Source organism: Methylophilus aquaticus, from assembly GCF_030769565.1.
Taxonomy (GTDB): domain Bacteria; phylum Pseudomonadota; class Gammaproteobacteria; order Burkholderiales; family Methylophilaceae; genus Methylophilus; species Methylophilus aquaticus.
Map to the genome: position 1 here is coordinate 37,086 of NZ_JAVCAP010000013.1, position 22,564 is coordinate 59,649.

Annotated in this window: 23 protein-coding genes and 1 other RNA gene; 15 read left to right on the top strand and 9 right to left on the bottom strand. The window is 50.2% G+C overall.

The genetic code is table 11. The features are described from left to right. Window positions 1-37: 37 nt before the first annotated feature. Window positions 38-372: RNase P RNA component class A (gene rnpB, locus Q9291_RS06275), an RNA gene on the bottom strand. Between the two features lie 67 nt (window positions 373-439). Between rnpB and ung the strand changes: the two genes are divergently transcribed. Beyond that, window positions 440-1,126: a uracil-DNA glycosylase gene (ung, locus tag Q9291_RS06280; protein WP_306389176.1), complete on the top strand. Its 687-nt coding sequence runs from the start codon at window positions 440-442 to the stop codon at window positions 1,124-1,126. On the opposite strand, the gene pyrC is transcribed toward ung, so the two are convergent. Beyond that, window positions 1,123-2,157 (bottom strand): dihydroorotase, encoded by a 1,035-nt coding sequence (gene pyrC, locus Q9291_RS06285; RefSeq protein ID WP_306389177.1) that lies wholly within the window; start codon window positions 2,155-2,157, stop codon window positions 1,123-1,125. The two genes, ung and pyrC, sit on opposite strands and share 4 nt — an antisense overlap. 18 nt (window positions 2,158-2,175) lie before the next feature. Further along, window positions 2,176-3,039: a 16S rRNA (cytidine(1402)-2'-O)-methyltransferase gene (gene rsmI, locus Q9291_RS06290; RefSeq protein WP_306389178.1), complete on the bottom strand. Its 864-nt coding sequence runs from the start codon at window positions 3,037-3,039 to the stop codon at window positions 2,176-2,178. 85 nt (window positions 3,040-3,124) lie between these two features. Between rsmI and Q9291_RS06295 the strand changes: the two genes are divergently transcribed. The 3 genes from Q9291_RS06295 to Q9291_RS06305 all read left to right on the top strand — a co-directional run bounded on the left by Q9291_RS06295 (window position 3,125) and on the right by Q9291_RS06305 (window position 4,468). Next, window positions 3,125-3,481: a YraN family protein gene (locus tag Q9291_RS06295; RefSeq protein ID WP_306389179.1), complete on the top strand. Its 357-nt coding sequence runs from the start codon at window positions 3,125-3,127 to the stop codon at window positions 3,479-3,481. A 106-nt stretch (window positions 3,482-3,587) separates the two neighbouring features. Next, a complete protein-coding gene (locus Q9291_RS06300) occupies window positions 3,588-4,157 on the top strand; it encodes a BON domain-containing protein (protein WP_306389180.1) in 570 nt (189 codons plus the stop codon). 23 nt (window positions 4,158-4,180) lie between these two features. Continuing rightward, on the top strand, window positions 4,181-4,468 hold the full coding sequence (locus tag Q9291_RS06305; RefSeq protein ID WP_306389181.1) for a DUF3579 domain-containing protein: 288 nt from the start codon (window positions 4,181-4,183) through the stop codon (window positions 4,466-4,468). A 43-nt stretch (window positions 4,469-4,511) separates the two neighbouring features. Here the strand turns inward: Q9291_RS06305 and Q9291_RS06310 are convergent, their stop codons facing one another. Further along, window positions 4,512-5,054, bottom strand: coding sequence for a TlpA disulfide reductase family protein (locus tag Q9291_RS06310; RefSeq protein WP_306389182.1), 543 nt, complete (start codon window positions 5,052-5,054; stop codon window positions 4,512-4,514). A gap of 164 nt (window positions 5,055-5,218) precedes the next feature. Between Q9291_RS06310 and trxA the strand changes: the two genes are divergently transcribed. From trxA to Q9291_RS06330, 4 genes are all read left to right on the top strand, one after another. Beyond that, window positions 5,219-5,545 (top strand): thioredoxin TrxA, encoded by a 327-nt coding sequence (gene trxA, locus Q9291_RS06315; protein ID WP_018987391.1) that lies wholly within the window; start codon window positions 5,219-5,221, stop codon window positions 5,543-5,545. Window positions 5,546-5,627: 82 nt separating this feature from the next. Then, window positions 5,628-6,887 (top strand): transcription termination factor Rho, encoded by a 1,260-nt coding sequence (gene rho / locus Q9291_RS06320; RefSeq protein ID WP_306389183.1) that lies wholly within the window; start codon window positions 5,628-5,630, stop codon window positions 6,885-6,887. Window positions 6,888-6,990: 103 nt separating this feature from the next. After that, window positions 6,991-7,191, top strand: coding sequence for a 50S ribosomal protein L31 (gene rpmE, locus Q9291_RS06325; RefSeq protein WP_306389184.1), 201 nt, complete (start codon window positions 6,991-6,993; stop codon window positions 7,189-7,191). A gap of 119 nt (window positions 7,192-7,310) precedes the next feature. Then, complete coding sequence (locus Q9291_RS06330; protein WP_306389185.1) at window positions 7,311-8,990, top strand: ArnT family glycosyltransferase; 1,680 nt, start codon at window positions 7,311-7,313, stop codon at window positions 8,988-8,990. 72 nt (window positions 8,991-9,062) lie between these two features. On the opposite strand, the gene Q9291_RS06335 is transcribed toward Q9291_RS06330, so the two are convergent. The 5 genes from Q9291_RS06335 to Q9291_RS06355 are packed head-to-tail and all read right to left on the bottom strand — an operon-like array spanning window position 9,063 to window position 15,178. Then, a complete protein-coding gene (locus Q9291_RS06335; RefSeq protein ID WP_306389186.1) occupies window positions 9,063-9,281 on the bottom strand; it encodes a formate dehydrogenase subunit delta in 219 nt (72 codons plus the stop codon). A gap of 45 nt (window positions 9,282-9,326) precedes the next feature. Next, entirely contained in the window at window positions 9,327-10,229 is a 903-nt protein-coding gene (fdhD, locus tag Q9291_RS06340) for a formate dehydrogenase accessory sulfurtransferase FdhD (protein WP_306389187.1), read from the bottom strand. After that, window positions 10,229-13,120 (bottom strand): formate dehydrogenase subunit alpha, encoded by a 2,892-nt coding sequence (gene fdhF, locus Q9291_RS06345; RefSeq protein ID WP_306389188.1) that lies wholly within the window; start codon window positions 13,118-13,120, stop codon window positions 10,229-10,231. Before fdhF ends, fdhD begins: the two co-directional genes overlap by 1 nt. Window positions 13,121-13,140: 20 nt before the next feature. Then, window positions 13,141-14,706, bottom strand: a complete 1,566-nt coding sequence (locus Q9291_RS06350; protein ID WP_306389189.1) for a formate dehydrogenase beta subunit — start codon at window positions 14,704-14,706, stop codon at window positions 13,141-13,143. Beyond that, window positions 14,699-15,178: a formate dehydrogenase subunit gamma gene (locus Q9291_RS06355; protein ID WP_306389190.1), complete on the bottom strand. Its 480-nt coding sequence runs from the start codon at window positions 15,176-15,178 to the stop codon at window positions 14,699-14,701. Before Q9291_RS06355 ends, Q9291_RS06350 begins: the two co-directional genes overlap by 8 nt. Before the next feature lie 130 nt (window positions 15,179-15,308). Between Q9291_RS06355 and moaA the strand changes: the two genes are divergently transcribed. The 7 genes from moaA to Q9291_RS06390 all read left to right on the top strand — a co-directional run bounded on the left by moaA (window position 15,309) and on the right by Q9291_RS06390 (window position 22,553). Next, window positions 15,309-16,319: a GTP 3',8-cyclase MoaA gene (gene moaA / locus Q9291_RS06360; protein ID WP_306389191.1), complete on the top strand. Its 1,011-nt coding sequence runs from the start codon at window positions 15,309-15,311 to the stop codon at window positions 16,317-16,319. A gap of 2 nt (window positions 16,320-16,321) precedes the next feature. After that, entirely contained in the window at window positions 16,322-16,912 is a 591-nt protein-coding gene (gene mobA / locus Q9291_RS06365) for a molybdenum cofactor guanylyltransferase MobA (protein ID WP_306389192.1), read from the top strand. Next, complete coding sequence (gene moeA, locus Q9291_RS06370) at window positions 16,909-18,171, top strand: molybdopterin molybdotransferase MoeA (RefSeq protein WP_306389193.1); 1,263 nt, start codon at window positions 16,909-16,911, stop codon at window positions 18,169-18,171. The genes mobA and moeA overlap by 4 nt, the downstream gene beginning before the upstream one ends. 90 nt (window positions 18,172-18,261) lie before the next feature. Beyond that, entirely contained in the window at window positions 18,262-19,032 is a 771-nt protein-coding gene (locus Q9291_RS06375; protein ID WP_306389194.1) for an energy transducer TonB, read from the top strand. 3 nt (window positions 19,033-19,035) lie between these two features. Beyond that, a complete protein-coding gene (locus Q9291_RS06380) occupies window positions 19,036-20,520 on the top strand; it encodes a sensor histidine kinase (protein WP_306389195.1) in 1,485 nt (494 codons plus the stop codon). A 165-nt stretch (window positions 20,521-20,685) separates the two neighbouring features. Continuing rightward, entirely contained in the window at window positions 20,686-21,147 is a 462-nt protein-coding gene (locus Q9291_RS06385; RefSeq protein ID WP_306389196.1) for a peroxiredoxin, read from the top strand. Window positions 21,148-21,158: 11 nt separating this feature from the next. After that, complete coding sequence (locus Q9291_RS06390) at window positions 21,159-22,553, top strand: PhoH family protein (RefSeq protein ID WP_306389197.1); 1,395 nt, start codon at window positions 21,159-21,161, stop codon at window positions 22,551-22,553. The last annotated feature ends 11 nt before the right edge of the window (window positions 22,554-22,564 follow it).

The window sequence follows — 22,564 nt, forward strand, 5'->3', positions numbered from 1 at the left end:
AGACACAGCAGACCGCAAAGAAGGGCCCGCTAGAAAAAATTGAAGCCAACCGGTAAGCCGGGTTCTGTATCCACTTGCGTGGCGACAGTCATTCATCTAGGCGTGTAATTGCTCACACGCTCAAGCTATCTACCCGCTGGCAGCGCGAGCCACGCCTTATGTCTTGCGACAAATGCCAGCCTATTTGATATTGCTGCGAATGGAGGTTACCGCGTTTCACCGTAACTTAATACGCTCGTCTCTGTGGCCCTATTCCTCACCTTATACTGTTTCCAGCTTTCAGCGTACGGCCGTTAGCCGTCATCCCGCTCTGTGCAGCCCGGACTTTCCTCCCCTTAACTTGCGCTAAGCGGCGACTGTCTGGTTGGCTTCACTTGTATTTTACCACGGTCGCATTGAGACCCTATAATAGAGTGCAAACAATCACGCATTAGCTACCATGACAACACAAGAAAAAACAGGCCAATTGCACCCCTCCTGGCAAGCCCAAATAGGCGCAGAGTTTGACAAGCCCTACATGCAGACACTCAAAGCATTCTTGCAACAGGAAAAAACTGCGGGCAAAACAATTTTCCCGCCCGGGCCACTGATTTTTAATGCATTCAACCACACGCCTTTTGAACAGGTTCGGGTGGTGATTATTGGTCAAGACCCCTATCACGGCCTCGGGCAAGCCCACGGCCTGAGCTTTTCGGTGCCCTCCGGCGTGGCTTTACCACCTTCTTTGATGAATATCTTTAAGGAAATAGAGTCGGACTTAGGTATCCACATGAGCGGCCGTGGTGATTTGACTCCGTGGGCGGACCAGGGCGTGCTATTACTCAACGCCACGTTGACCGTGCAAATGGCCAATGCGGGCTCCCATCAAAACCGCGGCTGGGAACAGTTTACAGATGCAGCCATTACGGCCTTGAACCACCATCGCGAAGGCTTGGTGTTTGTATTGTGGGGAAGTTATGCGCAAAAAAAAGGGGCTGTGATCGACCCAAGCAAACATCTGATTCTAAAATCAGTGCATCCATCACCTTTATCGGCGCATCGCGGCTTTTTTGGCAATCACCAGTTTTCGCAGATTAACCAATATTTGATTAAAAAAGGGCAAACACCCGTCCACTGGCAAATTTAAGCCAGCTTCCAAGTGACCTCTTGCCCGGCCCGCAAAGGTACCAGCACATCACCTGCAAACGGAATAGTTTCTGGCACCTGCCAGCTTTGTTTGCGCAGGGTGACTTTTTCTGTATTACGCGGCAAGTTGTAGAAATCCGGCCCATAAAAACTGGCAAATGCCTCCAGCTGATCGAGCGCCCCGGCCTCTTCAAAAGCCTCGGCATAGAGCTCAATCGCAGCATGCGCGGTATACATGCCGGCACAACCACAACTGGCTTCTTTGGCCGACTTTGGATGCGGCGCACTGTCCGTGCCCAGAAAAAACTTGCCTGACCCGGAGATTGCCGCTTGCACCAGTGCCTGTCTGTGCGTTTCACGTTTAAGCACAGGCAAACAATAGTGATGTGGACGGATGCCTCCAGTGAACATGGCGTTACGGTTCATCAGCAGGTGGTGAGCAGTGATGGTGGCGGCCAGCGTGTCCGGGCCTGAAGCAACAAACTCGACAGCCTCTTGTGTGGTGATATGTTCAAACACGACTTTCAAGCCAGGAAAATCTTTAAGTAACGGCTGCAAATGCCGCTCGATAAATACCTTTTCGCGATCAAATACATCCACATCGCCGTCGGTCACTTCACCATGAATCAGCAAGGGCATGCCCTGCTTTTCCATCTCGGCCAATACATGCGCGCACTTGGCGAGGCTGGTGACGCCAGAATCGCTGTTCGTAGTGGCTCCCGCAGGATACAGTTTTACCGCGTGTACCACACCGCTTTGGCGCGCACGCACGATCTCGCCTGCAGCCATGTTATCGGTCAGGTACAAGGTCATTAAGGGTTCAAAACCAGCCCCGGCAGGCAGTGCCTGCCGGATGTGATGGTAGTACGCTAGCGCAGCCTCAGCAGTGGTCACCGGTGGACGCAGGTTAGGCATGACAATGGCCCGTGCAAACTGTCTGGCGGTATCTGGCAGCACTGCTTTCAGCGTTTCGCCGTCACGCAAATGCAAATGCCAGTCATCGGGGCGAATAATGGAGAGTTCTGTGGTCATAAGAGTCTTTTTTCAAATTCAATCTTGTTTTAAAGAATCACCAGATTTAATTGCCAGCGCAGCTTCATAGAGTTCGTTTTTTTTGTGCCCGGTAATATCGGTAGCCAGTGACACAGCCTGTTTAAGCGGCAATTCCTGCAACAACCGCTGCAATATCCGTAACGCACCTGCTTCCAAGCCCACTTGCTTTTGTACGACAGGTGGATGAATCAACACCACAAACTCACCACGCTGCTGATTTAAATCCGATTGCAACCAGTCTACTGCATCGACCAAGAGGCAGGTGTGTATGGTCTCGAATGTCTTGGTCAACTCACGGGCAATCGTGACCTGCCGGACAGCATCAAGCACCATTTGCATATCCGCCATGCACTCCACAATACGATGCGGCGCCTCATAAAGGACAACGGTGCCTGCCAGCAATTTAAGCTGTTCAAGCCGTTTGCGACGCTGCGCCCCGCTCGCTGGTAGAAAACCTTCAAACCAAAACCCCGGCTGCACAATACCGGCTGCAGATAAAGCCGTAATCACTGCACTTGCCCCAGGCACTGGCACCACAATCAACCCAGCTTCACGCACGGCCTGCACCACCACAGCGCCTGGGTCACTCACCGCGGGCGTCCCGGCATCCGTAACCAAGGCAATCGAATTACCTGCTTGCAGCCGATTTAATAAATGTTCGGCAGATTGCTGCTCATTATGCTCATGCACAGCAATCAAGGGCTTGCTGATGCCAAAATGACGCAGCAAACCAACGGTATGCCTCGTATCCTCTGCAGCAATAGCATCGACCTGTTTCAGCGTTTCCAATGCACGCAAGGTGATATCACCGAGATTGCCGATTGGTGTAGCGACCACATATAATGTACCCATTCCATTCATACGGGCATTTTAAGGTATCAGGGCAAATTCACTAAGCACTATTAGCCCGCATACGCTGATAAACAACACAACATGCACCTTGCCCATGAAACTCAACAAGAATAACAAAGGGCTGGCTGCCGAAGCCGCAGCTGTTGTTTTTTTAAAGCAACAAGGCATGGAACTGCTTACGCAAAACTACAGTTGCCGCTTTGGTGAAATTGACCTGATTATGCGCGACAAGCGTACGCTGGTATTTGTTGAGGTCAGGTTACGCAGCAATCCACACTTCACCAGTGCGGCAGAAAGCATCCATCACCACAAACAGCAAAAACTGATCCGCGCTGCGCAACATTACTTACAAACACACGCGCCCGATACAGCTTGCCGCTTTGATGTGGTGCTGTTTCATGACACACAGATGCGTGCACCCGATTGGATTCGTAATGCAATCGACACATAAAAGGCGTAGAATTTTAATTGTTATTGATTGTCACACTGATGAACTGCTAAATATGCAGTTTTGCACTTTTCTCGCACATTCAATCTTCTAATGCTTAGGAAACTCCATGATTAAGAACTTTTCCGCCATCACCCTATTACTGTTAAGTACTCAGTTAGCAGGCTGCTTTCCTGCCGTTGTGGGCGGCGCCACTGCGGGCGGCATCATGGCCGCTGACCGCCGCACTTCAGGTATTTTCGTAGAAGACCAAGGCATTGAACTCAAAGTCAGTAAACGCTTGCTAAGCTATATGGATAACGCAGCGCATGTGAATGTCACCAGCTACAACCGCGTCGTCCTACTCACTGGTGAAGTACCATCTGAAGCTCAGCGAACTGAAGCAGAAAATCTGTCTCGCGAAATCACCAATGTACGAGAAATCCATAATGCACTCGTTGTAGGTGCAGCTTCTTCCATCGGCGACCGCAGCAATGACGCCTACACAACTACCAAAGTCAAAACTCGCTTCATCAGTGAGAATCTGTTCCCAGCCAACATTGTCAAGGTAGTGACCGAAGCGAACACCGTCTACCTGATGGGGATCGTCTCAGAAAAAGAAGCCAACGACGCCGTTGAAATCGCCAGAAATACAGAAGGCGTGAGCAAGGTTGTCAAAGTATTCGAATACATTAAATAATAAAAGAAACGTTAGGAAACTTAATGGAAAATCAGGAAATTATTATTCAAGGCATCACTCTGACAGGCAAACAATTCCGTCCGAGTGACTGGGTTGACCGTATGTGCAGCACTTACGCCACCTTTGGCGATGATAAAAAACTTCGCTACTCGCCTTATTTGAAACCAAAGCTGGTGAATAATGTTCGCAGCTTGTCAGTAGATATGAAACTGAAAGAGGTCAATCCAGAAGGGTTTGAACAGCTGATACAATTTGCCAAAGAAAACCAGCTCAGCGTGATCAACACGGCGGGCGAGGCAGTGACAATTTAGGATAGCGCCAATTATTTACTGAAGTTCACCTGATCACGCCCTGTCACGGCACTTTGAGCAACTGTTCTAACAGCTGTTTACTTATGGTGCCGTGCCTTATCAGGTATAAATTGCCATCGGGCTTATAAATGTAGGTTGTAGGCAAGACTGCCTGCCGTAAAACTTGCTTAGGTTGCGCCTCACCTAGCACAATCGGATAAGAAACCAGCATATCATCAACATAGCGCTTAACTGATTTCTCCGTATCATACTGTACAGCCACGCCAATCACCATTACCTTATGGTGCAAATGGGCATCATAAAACGCTACTAACTCAGGCATTTCCTCAAGACAAGGTGGGCACCAGGGCGCCCAATAGTTCACCACCACCCATCGCCCCTTGTACTGAGACAAAGTGTGCGTATTGCCGACCATATCCTGCAAAACCCATGCCGTCTCGGACTGAGCGGCCGCAGTACCCGCCAGCAAGATCACAAGCAGTACTGCCAACCCAACACGGATGCAAGTATTGATAGTTATTATGTAACGACAAAACACCATGAACAGATTGTACAAAGAATTGGCGCGACAAGGCACATGATTCATTTAAAAATGACTTGATTATGCCCGAATTCTATTGTTATACTTTCCAAAGTCTTAAATTAATACGTGCACACGTACCGCAAACAAGTCATACAGTTCTGGAATTTTTTCAATTGATATCCAGTCTATTCTTACTTTAGACCCATCACCATTCTTAAGAGGCAACAATGAGCGACAACATTACCCATTTAAGCGACGCCAGCTTTGAACAGGAAGTCTTGCAATCTACGATTCCGGTATTGGTTGACTACTGGGCTGAATGGTGTGGTCCTTGCAAAATGATTGCCCCGATTCTGGATGACATCAGCAAAGAGTATGCCGGTCGCCTGAAAGTGGCCAAGCTCAACATCGATGATAACCAGAACACGCCTCCTAAATATGGTATCCGCGGCATTCCAACCCTAATGCTGTTCAAAAACGGCAATGTGGAAGCCACCAAAGTGGGCGCACTGTCCAAGTCTCAACTCAGCGCATTCATTGACAGCAATATTTAAGTAAACTCCACCCGGTTTCAAACAACGTCGAAACCGGGCTTCTCTTCCAATCTCTAAAGCCTCTCCATCTAGCGAGTCACTCATGCATTTATCTGACCTCAAACACCTGCCTGTCACCGAACTGGTAGAAATGGCTATTTCCAATGAAATAGAAAACGCCAGCCGCATGCGAAAACAGGACTTGATTTTCGCCATTCTGAAAAACAAGGCCAAAAAGGGTGACAGCATTTTTGGAGATGGCACATTGGAAGTCTTGCCTGATGGCTTTGGCTTTTTACGGTCGCCAGATACATCTTATCTGGCCGGTCCTGATGATATTTATGTTTCGCCCTCACAAATCCGCCGCTTCAACCTGCATACCGGCGATACCATTCAGGGGGAAATTCGCACGCCCAAGGATGGTGAACGTTATTTCGCCCTGGTCAAAGTCGATAGCGTGAATGGCGAAGCCCCGGAAAACACTAAACACAAGATTCTGTTTGAAAACCTGACACCGCTGTTCCCGACTGTGCCACTCAAGCTGGAGCGCGACATCAAAGGGGAAGAAAACACAACCAGCCGCGTGATTGACATGATTGCGCCGATTGGTAAAGGACAGCGCGCCTTGCTGGTGGCCAGCCCGAAAAGCGGTAAAACCGTGATGTTGCAGAATGTGGCACATGCCATTACTGCCAACCACCCTGACTGTATTCTGATCGTGTTACTGATTGACGAGCGCCCGGAAGAAGTGACCGAAATGACACGCTCTGTGCGCGGCGAAGTCGTGGCTTCTACCTTTGATGAACCAGCCACTCGCCATGTGCAGGTCGCCGAGATGGTGCTTGAAAAAGCCAAACGACTGGTAGAGCATAAAAAGGATGTCGTGATTCTGCTCGACTCCATCACACGTCTGGCGCGTGCTTACAACACGGTCATCCCCTCTTCAGGCAAAGTACTGACCGGTGGTGTCGATGCCAACGCCCTGCAAAAACCAAAACGTTTTTTTGGTGCGGCACGTAACGTCGAAGAAGGCGGCTCACTCACCATTATTGCCACCGCACTGGTCGATACCGGCTCACGCATGGATGATGTAATTTACGAAGAATTCAAGGGCACCGGCAACATGGAAATCCATCTGGATAGACGTATGGCCGAGAAACGTACTTACCCGGCGATTAACGTCAATAAATCCGGCACACGCCGCGAAGAGTTGCTGCTGGAAAAAGATGTATTGCAAAAAATCTGGGTCTTGCGCAAGTTGCTATACCCGATGGACGACCTCGAAGCGATGGAATTCTTGCTGGATAAAATCAAGGCCACCAAAAATAACAACGACTTCTTCGACAGCATGCGTCGCGGTTAAAATGGCCAACTTGCGGGTTTTTTACAAGCGCGCTCTTGTTAAAAACAAAAAATTGGTAGATAATTGCCGGTTTACTGCAACTGCTTAAGATTAGAGAGAAAGCATGAAAGCTGAAATTCACCCAAATTACGTTGAAATTAATGTCACCTGTAGCTGTGGCAACAAGTTCAAAACCCGTTCTACAAACAGCAAAGACCTGAACATTGAAGTATGTTCACAATGCCATCCGTTCTATACTGGTAAACAGAAAATTTTAGACACTGCTGGTCGCGTTGAAAAATTCCGTCAGAAATACGGTATGTAACTGGGTGGAATACTCGAAAAAAGGCAGCTTGGCTGCCTTTTTTATTATGTTTCAACCACGCGCATGGTTTGCGCTAATATGTGGACTGTTCACTCTCAAGAGATTATCCAGTATTCGACATGCAGTTTTTCATTGATCACGACTGGCAAGAAAATATGGCCACCCCCCGCGCCAAAGTGGGGGAAAGGGCAAAAACGCATTTGCTCATTTTACTATGTGCAATCTGGCTATGTGTCGGCCTGATTGGCCACTCTCCCTGGAAACCATTCGAATCTCAATCGATCAGCATTATCAAGACACTGATGGATCAGCCATTCTGGTCCATGGAAAGCTGGCAGCATGGCGCCTGGATAGCACCAACCTCTGCCGGCCACCCGAACCTGGAAACGCCGCCACTATTCTACTGGGTAGCTGCCGGATTCGCAGACTTGCTTTCACCCTGGCTCCCGGCGCATGATGCTGCCAGACTGAGCGTAGGCATCTGGATGCTGGTCACGCTGTTGATGATGGGGCTCAGTGGTCGCGAACTATGGAACCTTGGTATTGGCCGCCAAACCAATTTTATTTTTATTGGCTGCCTTGGCCTGGTAGTGAGCGCGCATACCTTAATGCCCGCAGTTGCTGCACTGACCGGCATGAGTATGGCTTTTTATGCGCTGGCGCTGGTACTACGCAAACCGTGGCGGGCGACATGGCTACTGGCAGCCGGCCTGACCATCGCATTCCTTGCTGAAGGCGTACTGCCTGCAACAACTATCGTGATTACCACACTCAGCTTAATGCTGTTGCCAACCCTATGGAGAAATCCACCAGTACAGCGGGCATTACTCACTGGGGTGCTACTTGCCCTGCCCTCTATCTGGTTATGGTGCGCCCTGTGCGCACACTGGGCGCCAGACTTGTGGCAAGCCTGGTGGCAATCGCAGTGGAGTATCAACCAGCCCAGCAAGCACTTTTATTTCCTGAGAACACTGGCCTGGTATGCCTGGCCTGCATTGCCATTTGCGCTGTGGGGAATCTGGAGATTCAGACACAGCTTTTTGCACACCTACCGTTTTCAATTATGCCTGGCGTTCTTTATTGCCTCTTTTGTACTGATTGGCTTTTACAGTGACCGCAGTGAGGTGCATGCATTACCTTTACTGATCCCGCTCACCGTTCTGGCGGCTGGCAGCATCGAGACACTTAAACGTGGGGCCGCGGGCGCATTGAACTGGTTTGGGCTAATTTTATTTGGCTTGCTGATGGGTATTGCCTGGGTAGGTTGGTGGGCCATGTTGAATGGCAGTCCGGCACGGCTCTATCAGCGCCTCAGTTATTTATCAGGACTGTCTACCATCAACTTCAACCTGTTTTATGGCGCAATTGCAGTGGCCGTGACATTGATATGGCTTTCCAGTGTATTACGTTCAAAACACTCCAATCGCTCAAGTGCAACCAATTGGGCCATCGGCATGACCTGCGCGTGGACTGTATTTATGAGTTTGTGGCTACCGATGATAGAAGCTGCGCGCACCTACCAGCCTATTTTTGAAGACCTGCGCAAGCATTTGCCTTCCAAATACACTTGTATTTACAGCAAGAATATCGGCGCGTCACAAATTGATTTGCTGCATTATCATACTGGCATCCATGTGGTTCCTGCGGAGGACATGCAAATACGACATTGCGATTTGTATTTGATTGGGGATGAGCCGGGCAAGCGGCATGCTTTGCCTGGAAAGGACTGGCAACAGATTTGGGAAGGTGAGCAACGCCGCCAGACTAAAGAGTCATTCCGGCTGTTTCAACGGCAATAATGGCTACAGGCCCCACCTAAAAGACTACCCACCGAAAATACCAGCGACCGCCAGCAGCATTTGCCTGTCAGTTTAAACGCTGACATGTTGCTGAATAGCCGCAACCACTCTTGGGTGTAATCCTGCGCCCTGTTGCTGCTGCACATGTGCAACAATCGCTTTAATCATTACAGAATTCCAAAACTTTTTTAAATGGCCGGCGATTTCAAGCTTGGCGTCTTCAGCGTCTGGATTAGCTTCAAAGAAATCACCAATCTGATTAGCCATTTTTATGAGTTTTTCAATATCCATTACAAACACTTTCAATGATCTTGTATATATGCTGTTCAGTTCAAGTTACGCTTCAGCGAGGCTACCATGGTAGACCACGCAGCGCCCCGGCTTGGCAAACCCCACCAGTAGCAAATCATACTGTTTAGCCAAATTCACTGCCAAGGCAGTGGGTGCTGACATCGCAATTAACCCTTTTCCTCCGGCCATGGCTACCTTCTGCACCATTTCGTAACTGGCCCGGCTGGTGGTCAGGATATATTGCGACTGCTGTAATGCCTGCAACTGCTGCTTGCGCAACAAACTTCCGATCAACTTATCCAGCGCATTATGACGGCCAACATCTTCACGCACAGCCAGCACCACACCTGAACGATCCATCACGGCACACGCATGCGTCGCCCCCGTTAACTGTTGCAGAGGTTGCTGCGCCTGCAATCGTGAAACTGCTTCATCGATTGCCCGCACCGAAAGCGCCGCAGTGGCTTCATGATGAACACACTGCGGCTGCTTGAACACCTGCTGCAAGCTCTCTGCACCACATAAACCGCAACCAGTACGCCCGGTCAGATTGCGCCGCTGCTGCTTTAGCCCGGCAAACTGTGCCGAGGCCAAGGCAACCTGCACCTCTATGCCCTGATATTGCCCAGCATCGCTATAGCGTGCTTGCAGCTCCACACTGTAGATCTGCTCGGCATGACTGATAATGCCTTCGGTAAACGAGAATCCGTAAGCAAAATCCACCAGATCGGCCGGACTGCATAACATCACCACGTGCGAAAGCCCATTATAGACCAGGGCCACAGGCACCTCTTGCGCCAGCGCATCGTTCAGCGCCGATGGCTGACCAGACTGCCAGCGCACGACCTGCTGTGCATCGACGGTCGCAACCGCATCGACCTCTTCAAGATCGACTGCCTGCTGCACTTCAAACAGGCACGCGGCCTGTTCAGGCACTGAAACAGCCATCAGGAAACAACCGTGTGTGGATCCATGCCAGTCAACTCGATCTGCGTGTCACTGAATGTACGATATTCTTTCTGCCAATCCGACAATTGGTTCACACGAGATACCTGCACCGCGGTGACTTTGTATTCCGGGCAATTGGTCGCCCAGTCCGAGTTATCCGTGGTAATCACATTGGCACCAGACTCGGGGTGGTGGAAAGTGGTATAGACCACACCAGGCTGCACACGCTCTGTGATTTTTGCACGTAGCACGGTTTGCCCTGCACGACTGCTAATGCCTACCCAGTCACCTTCCTGGATGCCACGCTCCTCCGCATCGTGCGGATGAATTTCAATCAAATCTTCAGCATGCCAGACCACGTTTTGTGTACGACGTGTCTGCGCCCCCACGTTGTATTGCGACAAGATACGTCCTGTGGTCAGAATCAGCGGGAATTTAGCATTGACTCGCTCAGTGGTGGCAACATACTGCGTAATAAAGAATTTGCCTTTACCACGCACGAATTCATCTACGTGCATGGTGGGTGTCCCTTCGGGTGCCTCATCATTGCATGGCCACTGGATACTGCCTAATTCATCCAGTTTTTTGAAGCTGACCCCTTTGAATGTCGGGGTCAAAGCTGCGATTTCATCCATGATTTCGCTGGCATGGGTGTAGTGCATGGGGTAACCGAGTGCAGTCGAAAATTTGGCAGTAATTTCCCAGTCTTCCATGCCGTTTTTAGGCGTCATGACTTTACGCACAGGCGAGATACGTCGCTCAGCGTTGGTAAATGTGCCATTTTTCTCCAGGAAAGAAGCCCCCGGGAAAAATACATGCGCAAATTTGGCCGTTTCATTGAGGAACAGGTCCTGCACAATCACGCACTCCATACTTTCCAATGCATGTGTTACATGCTGGGTATCAGGGTCGGATTGTGCAATATCTTCACCCACGCAGTAGACGGCCTTGAAGCTGCCCTCGGCTGCCAGATCCAGCATATTGGGAATACGCAAGCCGGGATCAGCACTCAGCTTGACGCCCCAGGCCTGTTCAAACAGGGCACGCGTTTCATCATCTGCCACATGTCGATAACCAGGGAACTCATGGGGCATGGAGCCCATATCACATGAGCCCTGCACATTATTCTGACCACGAAGGGGATTAACACCCACGCCCTCTCGGCCAACATTACCGGTCGCCATGGCAAGGTTTGCAATACCCATCACAGTGGTAGAGCCTTGACTGTGCTCGGTCACACCCAGACCGTAGTAAATCGCTGCATTACCGCCAGTCGCGAACAGGCGTGCGGCCTCGCGCACCAGTTCAGCATCCAGCCCCAGTTCTTTGGCCAGTGCTTCAGGCGAATTTTCGGGCTTGGCCACAAAATCTCGCCAGGTGACGAATGAATCCCACTCGCAACGTGCCTTCACAAACGCTTCTTGCACCAGACCCTCAGTGACAACCACATGGGCCAGCGCGGTGATTAACGCAACATTGGTGCCCGGACGCAAATTCAAATGAAAGTCGGCACGCACGTGGGGTGAGTTTTCCACCAGATCAATCGCACGCGGATCCGCCACAATCAATTTGGCACCTTCACGCAGACGGCGCTTCATCAGGGAGCCAAATACCGGGTGACCATCGGTCGGGTTCGCACCCATCACAAAAATCACATCGGATTTCATCACCGAATCAAATGTCTGCGTACCCGCCGATTCTCCCAGTGTTTGTTTCAGGCCATAGCCGGTCGGGCTGTGGCAAACACGCGCGCAGGTATCGACGTTATTACTGCCGAAAACCGCCCGGATCAGCTTTTGGGTGACATAGACTTCTTCATTGGTACAGCGACTGGAGGTAATCCCGCCCACCGCATCCTTGCCATACCTGGCCTGGATACGCTGGATTTCACTGGCAGCATAACTGATCGCTTCCTCCCAGCTGACTTTTTGCCAGGGATCATGAATACTTTTGCGTATCATCGGCGTAGTGATGCGGTCCGCGTGGGTAGCATAGCCCCAGGCAAAACGGCCTTTCACACAACTATGCCCATGGTTTGCCCCCCCCTCTTTGCTCGGGGTCATGCGCACCACCTCTTCGCCTTTCATTTCGGCATCAAAGCTGCAACCCACACCACAGTAAGCACAAGTAGTGGTCACCTTGTGTTCAGGCGTCCCCGCTTCAATCACGGTTTTCTCCATCAAAGTCGCTGTTGGACAGGCTTGTACACATGCGCCACAAGACACACATTCTGAATCGAGAAAATCTTTATTGCCGGCAGAGACTTTACTGTCAAAGCCACGACCCTGAATCGTCAATGCAAATGTACCCTGTGTTTCTTCACATGCGCGCACGCAACGTGAACAGACGATGCACTTGGACGCATCAAACGTAAAATAAGGATTGGATTCATCTTTGGCCTGACCGAGGTGATTTTCACCTTCATAGCCATAACGCACTTCGCGCAAGCCCACCGCACCAGCCATGTCCTGCAACTCGCAATCGCCATTCGCAGCACAGGTGAGGCAATCCAGCGGATGATCAGAGATATAGAGTTCCATCACACCACGGCGAATATCTGCCAGCTTGGAGGTTTGCGTTTTCACTTTAAGGCCAGGTGCCACAGGAGTGGTACAGGACGCTGGATAGCCACGACGCCCTTCAATTTCTACCAGGCACAAGCGGCAGGAGCCAAAGGGGTCCAGCGAATCGGTGGCGCACAGCTTGGGCACGGTCACGCCACCCAGCTGCGCAGCATGCATGATGGAAGTACCCTCCGGCACCGTCACATCTACGCCATCAATATTAAGTGTCACCAGCGTTGTGCTCTCAGACTTGGGCGTACCATAATCCTTGTCTGGATCGTACTTGCGCACATTGGGTTGGGAAGGGGTGTATTTAATGTCATCCATGATTCACATCCTTTGCGCCATCAGGCAGCCGCTTCTTTACTGCTCACACCAAAATCTTCAGGGAAATGGTTAATTGCACTTAACACAGGGTAAGGTGTCATCCCGCCCAGCGCGCACAAGGACCCATTCAGCATAGTATCGGACAAATCACGTAATACCTGAACGTTCTTTGTATGGTTTTTACCCGCCACAATCTTGTCCATCACTTCTACCCCACGGGTAGAGCCAATCCGGCAAGGTGTGCATTTGCCACAGCTTTCAACCGCACAAAATTCAAATGCATACCGCGCCATTTTGGCCATGTCTACCGTGTCATCAAAGGCCACAATGCCACCATGGCCAAGTACTGCCCATATCTTGGTAAACGCTTCATAGTCCAGCGGTGTATCAAACTGGCTTTCCGGTAAATAGGCACCTAACGGGCCACCTACCTGCACCGCACGAATCGGACGACCGGTGGCTGAACCGCCACCGTAGTCGTACAACAGCGCACGCAGGGTCGCACCAAACGCCAGCTCCACCAGCCCAGTCTGTTTGAGATTACCAGCCAACTGAATGGGCAAAGTGCCGCGCGAGCGCCCCATGCCATAGTCAGCGTAAAACTGAGCACCCTTATCGAGAATAATGGGTACGGTGGCCAGTGAAATCACATTGTTGACGATGGTCGGCTTGCCAAACAAGCCTTCAATCGCTGGCAGTGGCGGCTTGAAGCGCACGAGCCCGCGCTTGCCTTCCAGGCTTTCCAGCAAGGAAGTTTCTTCACCGCAGACATATGCACCGGCCGCCCGGCGTACTTCCAGATGGAAGGTCTTGCCAGAGCCAAGAATGTCCTCACCCAAATATCCAGCCAAATTGGCTTTGCGGATGGCTTCGTTCAGCGTTTTTAAGGCATGCGGATATTCACTGCGCAAATAGATATACCCCTGGGTGGCGCCCACTGCAATGCCTGCAATCGTCATCCCTTCAATCAGCACGAAGGGATCATCTTCCATCACCATGCGGTCGGAATAGGTCCCGGAATCGCCTTCATCGGCATTACAGACGACATATTTCTGCTCGGCAGGCGCGTTAAGCACAGTGTTCCATTTAATACCGGTTGGGAAAGCGGCACCGCCACGCCCGCGCAAGCCAGAGTCTGTTACGGTTTTGACGATGTCTGCACCTGTCATCGCCAACGCATTTTTGAGGCCTTTGTAGCCATCATGGGCCAGATAATCATCCAGCGAAACCGGGTCAATCACCCCTACTCTTGCAAAAGTCAGTCGCTGTTGCTTTTTGAGCCAGGCAAGTTCTTCGGTCAACCCTAAATATAGTGGATGTGCTTTTGCACTGTCAGACAAGGCATTCAGAAAATCGGCATCAAACAAGCCCGGTACATCCTTGGGTTGTACCGGCGCAAACGCAACACGCCCTTGTGCAGTCGCCACTTCTACCATGGGCTCTAGCCAGAACAGCCCGCGAGAACCGTTACGCACCAGCTCAATCGGAATCGCCCGCTTTTGCGCTTCTGCAACAATAGCTTGTGCCGTGCGCTCAGCCCCTAGTGACAATGCTGTTGAATCAACAGGTACATACACCTTAACCATGGCACACCTCACCAATTAATTCGGAGACTTTTTCAGCGGTCATGCGTCCATACACCTCGTCATCCAGCATCACCGCTGGCGAACAGGCACAATTACCCAGGCAATACACCGGTAACACCGTGAGGCTGCCATCAGCCGTGGTCTGGTGATAGTCCACACCCAAGCGGGCTTTTACCTCGGACTCCAGCTTCTCTGACCCCATGGCCTGACAAGATTCGGCACGACAAATTTGCAGAATATGTTTACCAACCGGATGCGTTCGGAAATGATGATAAAAAGTGACCACCCCATGCACTTCAGCCACGGACAAAGCCAAGGCTTTAGATATGTCAGGATAGATGGACTCAGGTACATAGCCGATATCATCCTGAATCGCATGTAACAATGGCATTAATCCGCCTGGCACATGCTGGTGTGCGTGAATATGCGCCTGTATTTGTACAAGCTGCTCATGGCTCAATGTGTTATCCAAACCGACCTCACATTTTATCTGTTTACAATTTAGTTACATTCTATCACCATCAAATCATAACCTCTATTTATGCCTTGTTAAAGCATGAAAAGGGCATAAAATACTGATTACTTTAGAATTCATGAGCACAATGCAACCTACAACCACCTTCCCTGACACCCTCATCGACCAGTTTGGTCGGCGCGTGGACTACATCAGACTGTCGATTACTGACCGTTGCGATTTTCGCTGCCATTACTGCATGGCAGAGGAGATGACTTTTTTACCGCGTGACGAAGTACTGACGCTCGAGGAATGCGCACGACTGGTTAAATTGTTTGTCCGTCTTGGAGTCAGTAAAGTTCGCATTACCGGCGGTGAGCCGCTGGTACGTAAAAATGCAATGTGGTTATTCGAAGAGATTGGCCAACTTGATGGATTGCGAGAGTGTGTGCTCACAACCAATGGCAGCCAGCTTGATAAATTCGCTCCGCAACTGAAAGCGGCAGGCGTCAAGCGTATCAATATTTCGCTGGACAGCCTAGATGCCGACCACTTCCAGCAAATCACGCGGGTGGGCGATGTGCACAAAGTACTCGCCGGACTGGATGCCGCCCTCTCGGCCGGATTTGAAAATATCAAACTCAACACGGTGCTGATGCGTGGCATCAACGAGGATGAAGCAGAAGCACTGGTTAACTTTGCCATTCAAAAACGGGTGGATGTCAGCTTTATCGAAGAGATGCCACTCGGTGAAGTCAACCATACCCGCGAGAATAGCTGTGTCAGTAATGCAGACACCCTCGCCCTGTTAAAAGATAAATTCTCGCTCACCCCGAGCACCCATCAAACAGGCGGTCCCGCACGTTATTGGCAAGTCAACGGCCAGCTCACCAAAATCGGCTTTATTTCACCGCACAGCCATAATTTCTGTGAAAGCTGTAACCGGGTACGCATTACCTGTAAAGGTGAACTGTTTCTCTGCCTGGGGCAGGAGGACAAAATAGAGTTAATGCCATTGCTTCGCGCACATCCTCACGATGATGCGCCACTGGTTCAGGCTATTTTGCACGGCATGCGCATCAAACCCAAGGGGCACGATTTTGACCTGCGCCGCGCACAACCGGCGGTGGTTAGATTCATGTCGCATACAGGCGGCTAACCATGCAAGTCACTGCACTCATACTGGCAGGTGGCCGCGGCACCCGCATGGGAGGCGCGGACAAAGGCTTGGTGACCTATCAAGGCGTGCGGATGATAGAGCGCGTACTGGCACGGATCATACCCCAGGTAGATCAGGTAATCATCAACGCCAACCGCAATCTGGACACTTACCAAACACTGGGCTATCCGGTCTTTACTGACGCCAGCCCGCACTTTGATGGTCCGCTGGCAGGCATGCAGGCAGGGTTGCACCATACAGAAACCGACTGGATTGTCAGCGTACCCTGTGACTCACCCTTGCTGCCACTGGATCTTGTGCAGCTTCTCGGCGCGGCCATCGTCAAAGAAAAAAGCTTGATGGCTATCGCCCGCAGCACCAGTGGCAACCACCCGGTTTTTTGCCTGATGCACCGAAGCTTGCTGGCCAGTCTGACATCATTTCTTGACTGTGGTCAGCGCAAAGTCAGTACCTGGCAAATGCAGCATCAGCCTGCCTATGTTTTCTTTGAAGCAGATCAAGCATTCACCAACATCAACAGTATCGATGTCTCCCAACCCAACACATCGCATTCAACCAGCCACGCATCATGAACCCATCATTACTTTCTCAACTCGCACACGATCCTTCCTGCATGGAAGACTATGACCCCAATGCCATGTCGGTTACGCAAGCAAGACAATTTATTACGCAGTTCCTGAGCCCGGTAGCCGAAACTGAAATGGTTGCCATCAAAGACGGCTTGCACAGGGTATTGGCGCAGCCGGTAGTTTCCGCCTCCAACGTACCCGGCCACAACAACTCGGCAATGGACGGCTTTGCATTTCGCCATGTTGAAGGTCAGGCACCGCTGAAAGTGGTCGGCACGGCATTGGCTGGCAAGCCATTCAACGCAGCCATTCCAGCCAACACCTGCATCAAGATCATGACTGGCGCCGTCATGCCTGCCGATGTGGATACCGTGGTCATGCAGGAGCACACCACGATGGCACCAGAGGCGATATTGATTGATAAACTCCCACCGCTGGGCGCGAATGTGCGCTTGGCCGGTGAAGACTTGAAAGTTGGCCAAACCGTATTGCAGGCGGGCCATCGTTTGCAGGCTGCAGATCTTGGGCTACTGGCATCGCTGGGCACTGCCAGCATCAGCGTTTATCGCCGCCTGAAAGTGGCCTTTTTTAGCACAGGCGATGAACTGGTCTCGGTCGGTACACCGCTGCAAGCAGGGCAGATTTATGACAGCAACCGTTACAGTCTGTGGGGCATGCTGCACGCCTTAGACGTTGAAGTTTTCGATCTGGGCAATGTGGCAGATGACCCGTCAATGCTGGAAAAAACCCTACTAGAAGCCGCAAGCAGCCATGATGCAGTACTGACCAGTGGAGGCGTATCGGTAGGTGAAGCAGACTATATGAAGCAACTGCTGGCCAAACATGGGCAGGTATTGTTCTGGAAAATCAATATGAAACCCGGCAGACCGCTCGCCTATGGAAAAATCGGCCATGCGCATTATTTCGGCCTGCCCGGAAACCCAGTGTCCACCGTAGTGACCTTTTACCAGTTCGTGCAGACAGCCCTGAAAGTCCTATCGGGTGAGTCGGCAGCCCCTCAACCACAATTCCAGGTGGAATGCGTGGCAGCCATTAAAAAAGCGGCGGGCCGTACCGAATTTCAACGCGGAATATTATTTGACGATCTGGGCGTATGGAAAGTCAAACCTACTGGTGGCCAAGGTTCGGGCATGTTAAGCAGTATGAGTCAGGCAAATTGTTTTATTGTTCTGGATGAAAAGACAGGTGCATTAGCAGCGGGCAGCATGGTCTTCGTACAACCATTTCACGGGATATATTAATGCGCACCAGCGAGATCATTGCTGGCAAGGACTGTCAAAAATCGCTTATAGTGTCGGTTTGCGACGGAGGCTTTCAGTAAGGATTTGGGCGTGCAAGCCGTTTTACAACCATCTAAAAAATTCAAACATTTACTCTTGTGGTGCCTGATTGGTTCCGTATTGGCACACATTGTCATGATGTTTGCAATCTCCAAGCCCGCCTACGAGGTAAAACACGCCCCAAAACAGGAAATCAGAATTGAACTGGTTAAACAAGAGGTGCCGCAACCTGAAGCCATTCAACAGGAAGCACCGCCGCCGCCAAAACCTGTACCGGTTAAACCACGCCCCACTCCGACAGAACTCAAACCTGCTGTACCACGAAAGCCCTCCCCCTTGCCGGAGCTGCCTGCTGAACATCGCCCTCAGCCAACCGTTGAACCACCAACACTGCCCTCCCCAGTCATAGCTGTCAAACCAACGGTCAGTGACAGCAAACCTGAAACCGTCACTGCCCCAGCTCCGCCAGCGCCTCCCCCGGCACCAGAACCTGTTAAGGTCTCTGGACCCAGCGAAGGGGATATTGAGGCAGCGCGAAATGCATTCCGGAATGCTGCACACCGGGAATTGAAAAAAAATCAGCGCTATCCAAGAATTTCGCAAGATCGCGGCATTGAAGGCGAAGTTAAATTAAGTATCAACCTTGATGATCACGGCAGCATTACCAGCATCGAAGTGCTTGAATCCAGCGGAAATAAGCCGATTGATGAAGCAGCCATCTCTGCGGCACAGAAAGCACAATTAAAACAATACTTCAATGAAATTCTGCGCGGTAGAATTAACAATATCATTGTGACTGTCAGCTTCAAATTGACCAGCTAACACATGCCCAAACCTGACAACATCAAAACATTGAGCACCGCACAGAAAGTATTTGGCAAACCATTAAGATTTCTGCTGCTTCTGCACGACTTGTATTTTATTGCGCTGATTATATTTGCAGTTGGTAGTGGCGCATATGGTATTTATTTGTGGGATCAGGCCTCCAAACAGTCTCAACGCATTAACATTCTGGTTCAGGAAATTTATCTGGTTCGCGGTGACCTCTACCGGCAAATGAAAGAACTGTTTGATGCTTTTTTTCTGCAGGAAGGTTCAGCCCTGGCCGAATACAACCAATATACAACTTCAATTCTGATGCACTTGGAACAACTACAGAAAATCGCGGTAGACGCTGAAGAGCGTGAAGCGCTGAATGAAATTGAAGAAAAATACCGCAAGTTTGTGAATGAAGCACCGGCCCTGTTCTATCGCTATCAGAGCAATCCCGATCATCAAGCACAAAAATCAATTTATCAGGACATCGAAACCGGCATTTTTACGCATTATGAAGAAGTATCAAAGCGCGCAGAGCGTTTGCTGATGATTAAGCAAAGCGAGATTAAACAACGCCTGGACGAAGCCAAGCGGCATTCAATCGCTGTGCTGTCCTTGCCGATCATACTGGCTTGCATTCTTCTGCTGTTTTCGCGTCGCATTTTAAACAATACGATTGTCAAACCGATTAAAGACATTATGCTGGCCACCAATGCAATCAGTGCGGGCAACCTGACACACCAGGTCCCTGAAGCAGGGGCAGAGGAACTGGCTACGCTTTCACGTGAAATTAATAAAATGGCCGAAGATCTGGCAGCCAGCCGGAATGCCTTGGTCAAAAGCGAAAAGCAAGCAGCATTGGGTTTACTGGTGCCTATGCTGGCGCATAACATACGGAACCCGTTAGCCAGTATTCGTGCAACTGCACAAGTGATTGATGCACCAGACATGGACAAAGATACGCAAGACTCTATCCAAGGCATTATCCACACCGTAGATCGTTTAGAACGCTGGACTGGCGGATTACTATCCTACTTGCACCCAATAAAACCAATGCTAAACAAACTTTCATTGGCTTCTATCGTACAGGGCGCCATCACGACATTGCAGCCCAAGCTCATAGAGAAATCAATCAAAATCACTGAAAACAGCAGTCAAATCAAACGCCCCATACTGACAGATGAGCATCTGTTGGAACAAATGCTCTACAACCTGCTTTTAAATGCGCTGGAAGCATCTCCAAAAAATTCTGAGATTACAATCGAGTGCTCATTAGCGAATCAGGAGCTCATGCTTTCTATCACTGACCAAGGGCCAGGCATGCCTTTCACACCCGACCCGCATGCCATTACGCCGGGCCCAACTACCAAACGTTTTGGTACTGGACTAGGTATCCCATTCGCATTCAAAGTCTGCGAAGAATTAGGAGGGGCACTGCGCTTTGAGCCTGCACCAATGCAAGGGACGCGGGTGTCGATTCTACTCCCGCAATAACTTTTCAAGTGCTTGGATCATTCAAGCACTTGTACGGTCTCACCACTGAGTAAGCAATCCATTTAAAACTTTAATCTTCTGCAACCACCCAATAATTTGATTTTTTTTGCTTGCTTAATTCTTAATTTTTATCAACAATGTGGGTAAGCAATCGTTATGAATACTATGTTGAATTCACCCCTTCCGGATTTCACTTTGCCAGCCACTTCTGGCTTGCAGTTCAAAGCCAGCGACTATTCAGGTAAATTCTTGGTACTTTATTTTTACCCCAAAGACGCTACTCCAGGCTGTACAACGCAAGGCATCCAGTTTCGCGACATGTATGACCAGTTCAGTGCTGCTGATACCGCAATATTCGGCATTTCGCGCGACAGTATTAAATCTCACGAAAACTTTAAAGCCAAATACAGCTTCCCGTTTGAATTACTCTCTGACAGTGAAGAGACTGCTTGCCAGTTGTTTGGCGTCATCAAAATGAAAAATATGTACGGCAAGCAAGTGAGGGGCATCGAACGCAGTACTTTTATTGTTAATCCACAAGGCACTATCGTCAAAGAATGGCGAGGCGTCAAAGTCGATGGTCATGCCGCAGAGGTATTGGCCTGTATTCAGTCTTTTCATCCATAAAGCGATTATCTATGGCACGTGCTCCACAAACCAAGTTATTTGTTCTAGATACCAACGTATTGATGCACGACCCTTCCTCCCTTTTCAGGTTTGAGGAACACGACGTTTACCTACCAATGGTGACGCTTGAAGAGTTGGATAATAATAAAAAAGGGTTAACAGAAGTTGCACGCAATGCCCGCCAGGCAAGCCGCTTTCTTGAAGAAATAATGGGTAGCACGGATGCATCTACTCTTGAAGATGGCTGTCCATTGGCGATTCAAGGCAACCGCCATTTAACGGGTAAGCTGTTTTTCCAAACCGAACACGTCCCCACAGACTTGCCAGGACTGGCAGGCAGCAAGGCTGATAATCAGATTATCAGCGTGGTGCTCTCGCTGCAAAAACAGCAAACTGCACGCAATGTGATCCTGGTCAGCAAAGATATCAATATCCGCATCAAAGCGCGTGCCATGGGCGTGCCAGCCGAGGATTATTTTAACGACAAGGTTCTCGAAGACAGCGATATGCTGTATACCGGCTTGCGGGAATTACCCCATGACTTCTGGGAAACACACAGCAAGGATATGCACTCATGGCAAGAGTCCGGCCGGATGTTTTACAAAGTCCTGGGGCCGCTTGTGAAGTCCATGCTAATCAATGAGTTTGTATTTTACGAACATGACAAACCATTTCATGCCATCGTCCGTAAGCTGGAAGATAATTCTGCGGTATTGGAAGTGGTGCATGACCATGCGAACCCCAAGCACAATGTTTGGGGCATTACTGCACGCAATCGAGAGCAGAATTTCGCGTTAAATCTGCTAATGGACCCTGAGATTGATTTTGTAACCTTGCTCGGGCAAGCAGGCACCGGTAAAACCTTGCTCACATTAGCCGCCGCCCTCACCCAGACACTGGATAAAAAGCGTTATTCGGAAATCATCATGACGCGTGTCACGGTGCCAGTCGGTGAGGATATTGGCTTTTTGCCGGGTACAGAAGAAGAGAAAATGGCGCCATGGATGGGGGCGCTAGAGGACAATCTGGATGTGCTAAACAAGACTGACGAAGATGTAGGAGAATGGGGGCGCGCCGCGACTCAGGATTTAATTCGCACCCGCATCAAAATAAAATCGCTTAACTTCATGCGTGGAAGAACGTTTCTCAACAAGTTTTTAATTATTGATGAGGCACAGAACCTGACGCCCAAACAAATGAAAACCTTGATCACGCGTGCCGGCCCTGGCACTAAAGTGGTCTGTTTGGGCAATATTGCGCAAATTGACACGCCATACCTGACCGAGGGCAGCTCTGGGCTGACTTATGTCGTTGATCGATTCAAAGGCTGGTCGCATAATGGACACATCACATTGGTTCGTGGTGAGCGTTCACGCTTGGCCGACTTTGCAGCCGAGGTATTGTAGACCTTTGTCTA